At 61.7% G+C, this 12698-nt stretch carries 14 protein-coding genes; 10 read left to right on the top strand and 4 right to left on the bottom strand.

Annotated features, from left to right (window positions below; all coding sequences use genetic code 11):
- The 3 genes from QN397_RS25670 to QN397_RS25660 form a co-directional block, all read left to right on the top strand.
- The coding region (locus QN397_RS25670) for an acyl-CoA dehydrogenase family protein (protein WP_323502385.1) at positions 1-1345 on the top strand (1345 nt) is incomplete at its 5' end.
- A 38-nt stretch (positions 1346-1383) separates the two neighbouring features.
- Positions 1384-2325: a glutathione S-transferase family protein gene (locus QN397_RS25665; RefSeq protein ID WP_323502384.1), complete on the top strand. Its 942-nt coding sequence runs from the start codon at positions 1384-1386 to the stop codon at positions 2323-2325.
- The gene (locus QN397_RS25660; RefSeq protein ID WP_323502383.1) at positions 2322-3227 is read left to right on the top strand and encodes an SDR family oxidoreductase; all 906 of its coding nucleotides are present in this window, start codon (positions 2322-2324) and stop codon (positions 3225-3227) included. The genes QN397_RS25665 and QN397_RS25660 overlap by 4 nt, the downstream gene beginning before the upstream one ends.
- On the opposite strand, the gene QN397_RS25655 is transcribed toward QN397_RS25660, so the two are convergent.
- The 4 genes from QN397_RS25655 to QN397_RS25640 all read right to left on the bottom strand — a co-directional run bounded on the left by QN397_RS25655 (position 3151) and on the right by QN397_RS25640 (position 6489).
- A complete protein-coding gene (locus tag QN397_RS25655; protein ID WP_323502382.1) occupies positions 3151-5052 on the bottom strand; it encodes a BTAD domain-containing putative transcriptional regulator in 1902 nt (633 codons plus the stop codon). The genes QN397_RS25660 and QN397_RS25655 overlap by 77 nt on opposite strands.
- Before the next feature lie 22 nt (positions 5053-5074).
- Positions 5075-5350 carry a DUF4242 domain-containing protein gene (locus QN397_RS25650; protein WP_323502379.1) on the bottom strand — a complete coding sequence of 92 codons (276 nt, stop codon included), beginning with the start codon at positions 5348-5350 and terminating at the stop codon, positions 5075-5077.
- Between the two features lie 225 nt (positions 5351-5575).
- A complete protein-coding gene (locus QN397_RS25645) occupies positions 5576-5698 on the bottom strand; it encodes a hypothetical protein (protein WP_323502377.1) in 123 nt (40 codons plus the stop codon).
- 89 nt (positions 5699-5787) lie between these two features.
- Positions 5788-6489 (bottom strand): hypothetical protein, encoded by a 702-nt coding sequence (locus QN397_RS25640; RefSeq protein ID WP_323502376.1) that lies wholly within the window; start codon positions 6487-6489, stop codon positions 5788-5790.
- A gap of 347 nt (positions 6490-6836) precedes the next feature.
- On the opposite strand from QN397_RS25640, the gene QN397_RS25635 reads away from it, so the two are divergent.
- From QN397_RS25635 to QN397_RS25605, 7 genes are all read left to right on the top strand, one after another.
- Positions 6837-7541: a glutathione binding-like protein gene (locus QN397_RS25635; protein WP_323502374.1), complete on the top strand. Its 705-nt coding sequence runs from the start codon at positions 6837-6839 to the stop codon at positions 7539-7541.
- Positions 7538-8482 (top strand): phosphogluconate dehydrogenase (NAD(+)-dependent, decarboxylating), encoded by a 945-nt coding sequence (gnd, locus tag QN397_RS25630; RefSeq protein WP_323502372.1) that lies wholly within the window; start codon positions 7538-7540, stop codon positions 8480-8482. Before QN397_RS25635 ends, gnd begins: the two co-directional genes overlap by 4 nt.
- Before the next feature lie 108 nt (positions 8483-8590).
- The gene (locus tag QN397_RS25625) at positions 8591-9112 is read left to right on the top strand and encodes an HD domain-containing protein (protein WP_323502371.1); all 522 of its coding nucleotides are present in this window, start codon (positions 8591-8593) and stop codon (positions 9110-9112) included.
- 1059 nt (positions 9113-10171) lie between these two features.
- Positions 10172-10342: a hypothetical protein gene (locus QN397_RS25620; protein ID WP_323502369.1), complete on the top strand. Its 171-nt coding sequence runs from the start codon at positions 10172-10174 to the stop codon at positions 10340-10342.
- A gap of 121 nt (positions 10343-10463) precedes the next feature.
- Complete coding sequence (locus QN397_RS25615) at positions 10464-10706, top strand: hypothetical protein (protein WP_323502368.1); 243 nt, start codon at positions 10464-10466, stop codon at positions 10704-10706.
- A gap of 114 nt (positions 10707-10820) precedes the next feature.
- Entirely contained in the window at positions 10821-11444 is a 624-nt protein-coding gene (locus QN397_RS25610) for a tyrosine-type recombinase/integrase (protein WP_323502367.1), read from the top strand.
- A 227-nt stretch (positions 11445-11671) separates the two neighbouring features.
- A complete protein-coding gene (locus tag QN397_RS25605; protein WP_323502366.1) occupies positions 11672-12433 on the top strand; it encodes a hypothetical protein in 762 nt (253 codons plus the stop codon).
- Positions 12434-12698 lie beyond the last annotated feature (265 nt).

The following is a 12698-nucleotide window of genomic DNA, read 5'->3' as shown; positions in this document are numbered from 1 at the left end:
GCATGGGACGCCTTGGGGGGGAACAAATCCGGCAGCGCACGTCAAGCGCGCGGCCGGCTTCATGCTTTTCACCGAGCTGGAGCCCTCGATCCTCTGCCCGATCTCCATGACTTACGCGGCCACGCCTGCACTGCGCAGCAATGCGGCTGTCTACGCGGACTGGGGCGCCAAACTCGGCAGCCTCTGGTACGACCCTGCGCTCAAGTCGTTCAATGACAAGCCGGGCGTGACCATGGGCATGGGCATGACCGAAAAGCAGGGCGGCTCCGATGTGCGCGCGAACACGACGCGTGCAGTGCGCGTCGGAGGCGATGGCTGGGGCGAGCGCTACGAAATCACCGGCCACAAGTGGTTTTTCTCGGCACCGATGTGCGACGCCTTTCTGGTGTTGGCGCAAGCGCCGGCTGGACTCACCTGCTTTTTCCTGCCGCGCGTGCTGCCGGAGGGTGAGCACAACGCCATTCACATCCAGCGCCTGAAAGACAAGCTCGGCAACAAGGCCAATGCCAGCTCCGAAGTCGAGTTCCGGGGTGCGAGCGCCTGGCTCGTCGGCGAAGAAGGGCGTGGCATCCCGCAGATCCTCGAGATGGGCACGATGACGCGGCTCGACTGCGCTCTGGGCACCAGCGGCCTGATGCGGCAGGCGCTTTCACTGGCGCTGAATCACACGGCGCAACGCCATGCTTTCGGCAAGTCGTTGATCGACCAGCCGCTGATGAAAAACGTGCTGGCTGATCTCGCGCTCGAAAGCGAAGCCGCGACCGCGCTGGCGATTCGGCTGGCGCGCGCCTTCGATCATCCGCAGGACGAACACGAGCGCCTGATGGCGCGCATCCTCACGCCGGTCGCCAAGTTCTGGATCTGCAAGCGTGGCAGCCATTTCGCGCAGGAGGCGATGGAATGCCTCGGCGGCAACGGCTACGTGGAGGAGGGCGGCGAAGGCGTCATGGCTCGTGTGTATCGCGAGATGCCGCTCAATTCCATCTGGGAGGGCGCAGGCAACATCATGGCTCTCGATCTGCTGCGCGGCCTGCGCAAAGGCGATGCCGCGGCGGCACTCGCGCAAGAGCTTGCGCCGGCGCGAGGCGCGCATGCATCGCTCGATCGCTTGATCGATGCGCTGCCTTCGCGGATCGAGGTGCTGGCATCGGAGAGCGAAGCGCGCCGCCTCGCGCAAGACGTCGCGTTGGCAGTGCAGGGCGCCTTGCTGGCCCAGACCGCGCCGCCCGCCGTCGTCGGTGCCTTTTGTGCATCGCGTCTCGGCGGCGATTGGGGCCCGGCCTTCGGCACGCTCGGCGCGGGTGTCGATTTCGATTCGATCCTGCAGCGCGCGATGCCGCACTGATCGCAAAACGCACAGAACAAAACCGACACAAGGAACACATGTCCGATCTCATCCTGCACCACTACACCACGTCACCTTTCTCCGAAAAGCTGCGCCTGATCCTCGGCCATAAGAAGCTGCCCTGGAAATCGGTCTTCATCCCGGCGATCATGCCCAAGCCCGATGTGCTGCCGCTGACCGGCGGCTACCGTCGTACGCCGGTGCTGCAGATCGGTGCGGACGTCTACTGCGACACGGCCCTGATCGCCGACGTACTCGAACATCTCGCACCCGAGCCGACGCTGTATCCCGAGCCAGAAAAAGGCATGTCGCGCATCCTCGCGCAATGGGCCGACAGCACCCTGTTCTGGGCCGCGATGGCCTGGAACCTGCAGCCCAAAGGCGCAGCCGAAGTGTTTGCCAAGGCGCCACCCGAAGCCGTCAAGGCCTTTGGCGAAGACCGCGGCAAGATGAGCGTCGGCAACATGACGCGACTGCGTCCGGCCGATGCTGCGGCGGCCTACAAGTCGTACCTGCGCCGCATCTCCGACATGCTGGACGACAAGCCATTTTTACTCGGTGAAATGCCGTGCATCGCCGACTTTTCTGCCTACCACCCGCTCTGGTACACGCGCCGCATCGACGCCGTCAAAGGCATCCTCGACCTGACGCCCGCAGTGGGCGACTGGATGGACCGCATCGCGGCGATAGGCCACGGCAAGTCGACCCAATTCAGCGCCGATGAAGCCATCGCAGTCGGCAAAGCATCAATGCCGGGTTCACTGTTGACGGACAGCACCTTCCAGGACGACCACGGCATCCCGCTCGGCTCGCAGGTCACCATTCGCGCGGAAAGCTTCGGCCTCGAGGAGACCGTGGGCAAGCTCGTTGCCGCTTCGCGCATGCATTACACGCTGGAGCGCACCGACGACCGCGCCGGCACGCTGCACGTTCATTTCCCCCGCATTGGTTACGTACTCAAGAAAGCAGACAACGCATGATTCAGGACTTCATTGGAAAGACCGCCGTACTCACCGGCGCAGGCTCGGGCTTCGGCCTCGAATGCGCGCGCATCGGCGCCGCACGTGGCATGAACCTCGTGCTGGTCGACGTGCAGCAGGACGCGCTCGACAAGGCGCAGGCCGAGATGGAAGCCGCTGGCGTTCAGGTGCTTGCGCGCAAGGTCGACGTGGCCAACGCGGCGCAAATGGAGCAGCTCGCGGCCGACGTCAAGGCGCGCTTCGGTGCGCCGCATTTCGTCTTCAACAACGCGGGCGTCGGTGCAGGCGGGCTGGTGTGGGAGAACACCGTGGCCGACTGGGAATGGGTGCTCGGCGTCGACGTCTGGGGCGTGGTGCACGGCGTGCGCCTGTTCACGCCGATGATGTTGGAGGCGGCCGCCGCCGACCCGAGCTGGCGCGGCCACATCACCAACACGGCCAGCATGGCCGGCCTGCTGACGCCCCCGAACATGGGCATCTACAACGCCGCCAAGGCCGCGGTCGTGAGCCTGACGGAGACGCTGTACCAAGACCTGAACCTCGTCACCGACCAGATCGGCGCCAGCCTCCTGTGCCCGTACTTCGTTCCGACCGGCATCACCAGCAGCGAGCGCAATCGCCCGAACGCGCCGAAGAACGAAGAGCTCACCAAGAGCCAGCTGATCGGTCAGGCCATGAGCAACAAGGCGGTCAGCAGCGGCAAGATCACCGCAGCCGAAGTGGCGCACAAGGTGTTTGCCGCGATCAGCGACAACCAGTTCTACGTCTTCAGCCACCCCAAGGCACTGGGCAACGTGAAGAGCCGCATGGAGAACATCGTGTCGATCACGAACCCGGCCGATCCGTTTCTCGAGCGGCCGGAGATCGGCGAGAAGCTGCGGGCACAATTGCGCGCGCCTTGATGCGGACACCGCTGTCGACCTGGACGGCGCGATCGACATCGCCCGACAGCGTCGGGTTGTCGATCTCGTCGGCCAGCATGCGCGCCGCGCTGCCGCTGGCCATGTCGCCGAGCGCCGTGCGATGCAGGTACGACCGCACCGTGAGCTCCCGCATGCCGCTGCGCGCGGCGAGGCAGTGCAATTCGTCGACCCATGCAGGCGCTTGCGGCAAGCGTTCGGCCACGGCCAATCCGCACAGGACATCGAGCGCGTAGCCCTTGCCCCAGAGATAGGCATCGGGTAACCGCACGCAGCGCGTGATGGTCTCGCTCAGGATCTCGACGGCGCGCGCTGTCTCGCCGCGCGCGATGGCGACGCGCCCGAGCCCGCGGCCGGCGATGCCTTCCCAGCACGGGTCGCCGAACTGGCATCCCAGGGCGAACGCATGCTCGAAGCGGTCGGCGGCAGCGTCGACGTTGCCTTCCAGCAGATCGATTTCGGCGCGGAGCGACTGAGGCCAGGGTACGAAGGCAGTCCAGCTTTTGTTTGCCGCTGCGACCGATCGATCGAGCACCTCGGTCGCGGCCGGCAAGTCGCCGCACAGGAGCAGTGCGCGACCGAGCATCGATTGCGCGTAAGCCAGCTGCTTCGCATCGCCGATGGTGTCGGCCAGTGCGACGGCGTTGTGAAGCAGGCCGAGGGCGACGGCATAGTGCGCGGTGTCGCTCAATACCGAGCCGTGGACGATTGCGATGCGGGCCTGCTCGGCACGGTCGGTTCCCGCCAGCGTCGCGGCCCGTCGCAGCCACGCCAGCGCGCGGTCGTATCTGCCGCGCAGGAACTCGACATACCCAAGTTCCCGACAGGCCGCTGCCGCGTGTGCCGGTGAAGCCTGTTGGCCGAAGGTGAGCGCCTCATGCAACGCGGTCGCGCCTTCTTCGTCGCGGCCGCGGGCCGCATGCACCAGCGCGCCGCCCAGCGCCACGCGTGCGCGGGCACGCAACGCCGCATCGCCGGTGGCGTCGGCTTCGACGATGGCGCGGCGCAGGCACTGCAGGCCGGCATCGAGGACACCGGCGCCGATGGCCGCTTCACCGGCTTCCATTTGCGCGATGGCGGCGGCCCGGCCGGTCGCCGGTCGTGCGGTCGGCGCGGCGGTGTCGGTGCGCATCGCTGCGTCGAGCGTGGCGCCTGGCACCACGCCGAGTTCGCGTCGGAACAGCTCGCGACAGGCGGCGACCTGCCGTGACGCGCCGACACCGTCCCCGGCGGCGGCGAGGCTGCGCACCAGCAACGCCTGGTAGTTTTCGTCCAGCGGGTTCTGGCGAACCAGCCGGCCAGCCAGATCGGCCGCTTCGCCAGCGGCACCCGCCGAGAGCCGCGCCAGTGCGGCCTCGCGCAGCACCGCCTCGGTGGTCGCCTGAAGATGGCGGCGCTCGGTTGCCAGCCAGACCTCGAAAGACGGGCTGCTGGCGAAGTTCATGCCTTCGAGCAGTTCGTGGCCGAGCCCCGGCGCACTGAGCGCCTCGACCCAGGTGCCCGAAGCGACGACGTCGACATCGACATACGACCGAGGTTCGATCGATAGCGCCAGCAACTCGCCGCGCAGACCGGCGTCACCGAGCAGTCGTCGCAGCTGGCTCAGGTTCCAGCGCAGGGCCGCCGATGGGTCGTCGGCGTCTTCGAAGAGCAGTGCGGCCAGCTGTCTTCGACTGGGGCGTGTCGCGCGCGCGCTGCGAACCAGATAGGCGAGCAACCCCCAGACCTTGAGGCCGCGCGGCTGTGGCACGACTTTGCCGTCACGCTCGACCCGCGGTACGCCGAGGAGGTGGATGGCGAGGCCCATGGGGGTTGCCGTTTTGATTGACTCATGCTTCGGCAGTGGTCGGATCGATGACCGTCACGACGCGCGCCACGCTGTCCGCCGGAAAGCCGCCGCGACGCGCGTGCTCGCGCACCAGAGCCTCGTCGTCCGCGTTGTAGATGCAATAGATCTTGTCGCCGGTGACATAGCTCTGGACCCATTGCACGCCGGTTCCGAGTTCCTGCAGTACGCCGCACGATTTTTGCGAAATGGCTTGCAATTCAGCGGGCTTCGACGCTCCGACGCCGGCGATTGCACGTTCGATCACGAATTTGGGCATGGCTCGCTCCTGGTGAAAAAAGTTGATGGAGCCTCGAAGGTATGCAACGGCCGTGTGAGCGAACGTGTGACGTGATCGTCTCCCAAACAGGAGCGCTCAACCGTCCGGATGTTCCCTGGCAAACCGCTTTTCAGCGCTGATCAGACGCGACACCATCACGTGCGGAACGATGTTGACACCGATCCCGCCGAACATCAACGGAAAGAGATAGAGCGCGAACGAGATTTAAGAACCGAAGACGATGTCCTGGGCGGGCGGGTGCGCGGCACGCGCTGCGACGGCCGTGTGGTGCAGGAAGATGACGTCGAAGCCAGCGATGGCCACCAGCGTGATGCCCAGAAGCAGCACGGTCCAACGCGAGATGGTTCATTGTTTTCGTCGGGTGAAGCCCGGCCCTCCCGACATCATCTGCGATCATACTTCGACTCCGGGCAGGCTCAAAAGTGCGTGCCGACAATGAACTTCAGAGTCCATTTGTCGGCCTCTTTGGTGATGCCTTTGCCGATGCCCAGGTTCACGTCGAAGCCGGTGAATTCATGATCGACAACAGCAAACAAGGTCTTGCTGTTTTTACTCAAGGAATCGAGGTGTCGAAGCGGCCCCAGTTCGTTGTAGGTTTCAAAACCGATCTGCGTTTTTGCATCGATCGCGTAGGCCACTTTGGCATCCACGTCGAACGTGACCGGGCCACCGCCTCGCGAAATGCTCCAGTCGAAGTTGGGATTGACGGCAAGTGTCCAAGGGCCGGTGCGATAGCCGAAGATGCCCTTGAGTTCGGCATTCCACGGCGTAGGCGACACCCGCAGGTCAGTTCGCCCGACTTCCAGATTCGCACCCCAGAAAAAGCCCTGCTCCTTGTCGTGTGGGGCGATGTACTTGATCCGGAATTTGCCGCCGACAACGCTCGTGTTGGAAGCAGCGGTTCGCGTACCCAACACGTACAGGCCGAGTTCCAATGTGTCGGTGAGCCCGTAGTAGAACTCCGGCGTCAGACGATAGACATGCGCCGGTGGTTGCTCACCGGGATAGCTGGGCTTTGAGTTTCCGGAAAAAACATAGTTGTTGTGAACATCGACGCCGAACTTGCCGGGCTCGCTTAGGTCGTCGAGATAGACCTGGATTTCTTCGGGTGCCGCCATCGCCGGCGGGGCCAGCCCGACACCGGCAAAGAGACTCAACGCCCACGCAAAGCTTCGGGCCTTCGAGCGGCGCACGACGCCTGATTCGATGCGCCGCGGGCCGGGCGCTCGACTTGTGAAAGACATCATGGCAAGGACAAATCAACGAAAGGTTTTTGAAAGCGCGTTGGTCCGACGGGATGGCTGATGCAAGCGCTGAACTTTTTTAGCAGAGATCCGAAAAGATCGTGTGCTGCCCGACACATGGGCTGCAAAAGCCGGTGCTGCCGGACCTGCTCGCCGCAGGATTTTCTGGGGTATCGCGGAGATACTCAGCGTCGGCCCATCTTTTTCGAAACCCTCCGCATATGACCGATCTTTCAACTTTCCCGATCACCAGGAAGTGGCCAGCCGCGCATCCCGACCGCCTTCAGCTCTATTCGCTGCCGACGCCCAACGGCGTCAAGGTCGCGATCATGCTGGAGGAAATCGGGCTGCCTTACGAGCCGCATCTCGTCAGCTTCGAAACCAACGACCAGATGTCGTCGGAGTTTCTGTCGCTCAACCCGAACAACAAGATCCCAGCCATCCTCGATCCAGACGGACCGGGCGGCAAGCCGCTCGGCCTGTTCGAATCAGGCGCCATCCTGCTCTACCTCGCCGAGAAAACCGGCAAGCTGATCCCGCAGGACGCGGCCGGCCGCTACGAAGCCATCGAATGGGTCATGTTCCAGATGGGCGGCATCGGACCGATGTTCGGACAGCTCGGTTTCTTCAACAAGTTTGCCGGCAAGGACTACGAAGACAAGCGGCCGCGCGATCGTTATGTAGCCGAGTCGAAGCGGCTGCTCGGCGTGCTCGAAAAACGCCTGACGGGCCGCGACTGGATGCTGGGCGACGCGTACTCCATCGCCGACATCGCGATCTTTCCGTGGGTGCGCAACCTGGTCGGTTTCTACGAAGCTGGCGAGCTGGTCGGCTTCACCGATTTCCCGAACGTGGCGCGCGTGCTGGCTGCTTTCGTGGCGCGTCCGGCTGTGGCCGCCGGCCTCGCCATCCCCCAGCGCGGTTGAACAAAACGAAACGGAGCACATCGATGAAGCTTGGAATGATCGGCCTCGGCCGCATGGGCGCCAACATGGCAGAACGCTTGCTGCGCGGCGGGCATCACGTCGTCGGCTTCGACCCAAATGCTGCGGCACGGACTGCGCTCGAAGCCAAGGGCGCGACATCGGCCGATGCGCTCGCGTCGCTCGTTCGGAGCCTGGAGGCGCCGCGCGTCGTGTGGCTGATGGTGCCGGCCGGCAAGATCACCGACGACACCGTCGATGCCTTGCTCGCGCTGCTGGCACCGGGCGACACCGTCATCGATGGCGGCAACTCCAACTACAAAGACACGCTGCGCCGCGCGATGGCGTACGCCGGCAAAGGACTGGCCTATGTCGACTGCGGCACCAGCGGTGGCGTGTGGGGTCTGCAAGAGGGCTACAGCATGATGATCGGCGGCGACGAAACGGTGGTCGCTGCGCTGCGCCCGATCTTCGAAACGCTGGCGCCTGGCAAGGATGCGGGTTGGGGCCGTGTCGGGCCGGTCGGCTCGGGGCACTTCACCAAGATGGTTCACAACGGCATCGAGTACGGAATGATGCAGGCGTACGCCGAAGGCTTTTCGATCCTGCAGCACAAGACCGACTTCGCGCTCGACCTGCACCAGGTCGGCGAGATCTGGCGCACTGGCAGCGTCGTGCGCTCATGGCTGCTCGACCTCACGACCGACGCACTCGGCAAGAACCCGACCATGGCCGGCATCGCCCCGTACGTCGCCGATTCGGGAGAAGGGCGATGGACCGTGAACGAGGCAATCGAGTTGGGTGTGGCTGCGCCGGTCATCACGCTGTCGTTGCTCGAACGGCTGCGCTCGCGCGACGACGACTCCTTCACCGACAAGCTGCTGGCTGCGATGCGCAATGAGTTTGGGGGGCATCCGATCAAGACGGAGCCGCCGAAGGTTTAAGGGTTCACGGTGAGGCTGGGCTGGCGCGGTAGGCGCATATCAACGACGGTGGGCTAAGACCGCAATTGGGCCAGGAGCAGAAAGTCGATTCTGGGCCAGAATTCCGAGATGAACACCTCTGAACTTTCCGCTGCGCGCGCCTATGCACTTGCCATGCACGGCGCGCAAATGTATGGACCGCACCCTTATTCGTACCATTTGGATGCTGTCGCGACGACGCTTGCCCCATACGGGGTAGAGGCTCAGGTCATAGGATATCTGCACGATGTTGTCGAGGACACCAGTGCCACAGTGGCCGAGGTGCAATCGCGTTTTGGTAGCGAAGTCGCGGTATGCGTTTCGCTACTCACCGACGAGCCTGGTGCGAACAGGAAGGAACGGAAGTCGAAAACATATGCGAAATTGGCAAAAGTGACGGGGCCGGAAGAGTTGGCGCTAATCGTGAAAACAGCTGACCGTCTCTCGAATGTGCGCGCGTGTGTCGCCGACGCCAATCGCGTTCTTTGGAGCCTTTATCGCAGCGAACATGCTGTGTTCAAGACATCGGCATTTAGGCCCGGCCTCTGCGATGAACTTTGGTCTGAACTCGATGGTCTGTTAAGTGATGGAAAGATCGAAGCCGTCACATGACTGAAATCGGATGACTGAAATCGGGCCAGAACCGGACCTTCGTCACGCTGGGCTATTTTTGTGAGTTGCGGCTCCTGCTGACGAAGTTCGCGATCGCTACATTCAATCCAATAGTTGACAACAAGCAGACGATGCATCTAGCCCTGAACATTATCCTCAGCGTGGTCATGGCGGCCACTGTCGCTTGTTTCGTTGGAAGCTGGTTTTACAGTTTTTTGGCGCTGCAAAACACAAGATCGGGGGTGACAACGCCGTGGGGGAGTCGATTTTTTCTTCTGCCGAAATCATCGTTCACCGAAAAGGGCTGGCAGTTCCGAACGAAATCTCAACATTGCCTAGCGGGCTTAGGCGTGTTCATTGCTGGATTCCTCTGCATCAAGTGGATGGTTTGAAGTACGACTGTCTTAGCTCATTCAATGCTGGCCAACGATAGCCGCAATCGGGCTAGAACCGGTCATTCATCACAGTCGCGCATCTTCGATAAAACGAAGGCGTCGAACTGGTCAAGCACCGGCTAAGGTCGGTTACGTTGGGCATCCAGCTCAGACTACGATCGCGATGCGAAACGACAACTATGTACTGCCCACTTTGCAGCTGCGACAACCTGCCATCTGACCTTCGGTGCGCTCGATGTGGAAAGAGTTTGATAGAGGCTTATCAAGTGGCGGTTCCTGACGCGATGCGAGTACCTCCGGCGAAACGAACATGGTGGACGAGCCTTGTGAGCGAGGCGATTGGCGCGTCCTTTGCCATTGGTTTTTCACTGGCTGTGTCGTGGTTGATCAAAAACTTCTTGGGCGTTTAAGCCGCCATCGAGCCAGAAGCGGTCATCCATCGAATCCATCTAATGCAACAGCCGTTCATCCCCAAAACCTCTACGAAGTTGAAGCGAGGCGACTTCGCGTTCTTGCCTCGCTCTGATGGACGTTTTGTTCCTCTGGTGTTCATCGAACATGTGCCTCGTCATCGAGCGACCTCTACGGAGCACTGATCCAAGCTGTCATCGATGGGCCAAATCTTGAACAGGATGGGGCGACCCTAACCATCGGCGAACTCGCGATGATCGACATTCGCGTCTTCGCCGCAGCGAATGCGCCTGTCGTTGGAAATTTGGCGCAAAGATTGAATGATGACGACATCCGCGAGCGGCTTGATCGGCAGCGGATCCGGTCAGTCGTCTGGGGGATGGCGACACCACTGAAGTATGCCAACGCTCTTTCAGCCGACTGAATTTGGGCCAAAAGCGGTCGCTCGTGCGAGAAGTCGTTTAGACACAGAGCATCAATGGGAGGTTCGTTTGAGTAGCCAACTGCACAACGGGTGGACGATCAAGTTTTCAAAAAATGTCCACATGTACTACCACCACCTATGTGTCTCAAAAGGTACCACGCAAGTGATGATTACTTGCGAAGACATACCGATCAGCGATGGTACGGCAATGTGGCTTTATGACCTCAATCTAGACGAGACGACATTTAGCGACCTCAAGGAAGGGCTGGTGGAATGGGCGGAAGCCTCTGGGATGAAGTTCAGGATTTACACGACAAAACGCAATTTCGAGACAATCGAAAAGAGCGGTCGGTTTGTACCTTAATCAATCATGTATGACGGCTTCTGGCCCGCAACTGCGTGACCGATGACTGCGCTTGATAGCGGCAGGCGCTCTGGCGCAAAGTATTACTCCCCCAACTTTGCACAGGAGAGCGCCATGGAAACACCGATCGTCAAGGCTTCCCGGCCGCCATGGAACAAGGAAAAACTCGTAGGCCAGAAGCGGCCCTTCAAGCTCAAGGAAATCTGGGCCATCCGCGTGCGGCTGCAGATCTCCTGCCGGACGCGAGAGCTCGCCCTTTTCAACCTCGGCATTGACAGCAAGCTGCGCGCATGCGACTTGGTGAAGCTGCATGTGCGCGACATCGCAAGCGGCGACAGGGCGGCGGCACGCGCAAACGTGGTGCAGCAAAAAACCGGTCGACCGGTCCAATTCGAACTGACTCAGCCGACGCGCGAGGCCGTCAGCGCCTGGATTGTCCAAGCTCACCTGCGCGGCGAAGATTTCCTCTTTCCCAGCCGTGTGAGCGCGTCGCCGCACCTCGGCACACGCCAGTACGCGAGGATCGTGGACAGCTGGGTCACGGAAATCGGCTTGGATTCCGCAGCGTATGGCACCCACTCCATGCGAAGAACTAAGGCATCGCTGATCTACCGGCGCACCCATAACCTTCGAGCAGTGCAATTGCTGCTTGGCCACAGCAAGATCGAGATTACGGTGCGCTACCTGGGCATCGAGGTAGAAGACGCGCTGGAGATGGCAGAGCAGACCGACGCCTGAGCGATTACGCCTCGGCGCCCGTCACGACGGGCGCTCACGCGACAGGCACAATTCGGGCCAGAGCCTGACATTCGCCGCAGGCCCTACGAGCACGGATGTTGCTGAACGCGAGACCCTGTTCTGTGAACTTCTGCCACAGTGAACCTGTAGCCGCTGAGCTAAGCTGCAGTGACGAAATCTCCGGCAACGAACGCGAGATCAGATAACAAGTTCAACGGGGAGTGGCGATGTTTATCGTTTGGGGGCGAAAGATTGTCCGGCGCACCTTGGGTTACGTCGCGGATTTCTGCCCCATCTGCCGTGCGCCCACATCTTTTGAGCTGCAGCGCGTTGGCTCCGCCGGCCACATTTATTACATCAGTGCTGGCGAAGGCGCGTTAGTGGGATTCGAGCGGCGCTGCACAACGTGTAAAACCGCATTCCACGCTGAACCTTCTACCTACGCCTCGGTGGCCAGCGCAGTGCTCCCGTTGCCTGAACTTGTCGCCCAAACCTTTCCCGGTCTATATGAGGCGCAGAAAGCCCGGCTCGAACTCGAGGCGCAGGTCAGACACTCGCCATTTTCTTTGTCTCCGGAAGATCGGCGTGTACTTATCCGGAACCCGTTCTTGCTGCTCTCGCCCACAGTGGAGAAGCGCTACTCAGCCACGCATCTGGATCTGGAGATTGGTCTTGCGATCCTCGGTGCCTTCATCTTGGTGATGGCGGGGGCATCTGCCGTGATAGCGATGGCGTTGGAGTATGAGGGGGCCGCATTACTCGTACTGGTCGCGCTTGGGTTTGCAATGGTCGGATGGCAATTTAACCAATCCGGCCCCCGATTCATGCGCAGGCAAGTCATTCCAGTTCTCGCCACGACACTGATGCCACTTAAGCCGACGACTGCGGAGTTGCAGACGGTCATCGATGAACTAAAGCGGCTACGTCACAAGATCGGCAGCAAGCTGAGGTTGACCGATCTCACGGCGGAGATCGAGAAATCTTCGTAGCGTGTGAATCTTCCAGGATCGGGCTCGAAGCGGACCTAGGGCACGCCTGTCCAGTTGAACGCTGAATGCGGTGCTTTCCTCGACAGCGGACCGGGTACATTTGCCCTCACGCAGTCACTGACAGAATAGGTCTCGCATGCCGGCCGCTTGGTCTTCGTGAATCGCCCCGGTTTTTGAGGAGGCTCAATACTCTGAGAGGATTGAGCCATGAACAAGTCGAACAAGTTCTCACCCGAGGTCCGTGAGCGGGCCGTGAGGATGGTGC

Source organism: Variovorax sp. RTB1 (assembly GCF_035018765.1).
Lineage (GTDB): Bacteria > Pseudomonadota > Gammaproteobacteria > Burkholderiales > Burkholderiaceae_C > Variovorax.
The sequence above is the reverse complement of the archived record's forward strand: the minus strand, read 5'-3'. Positions and strand labels throughout refer to the sequence as shown.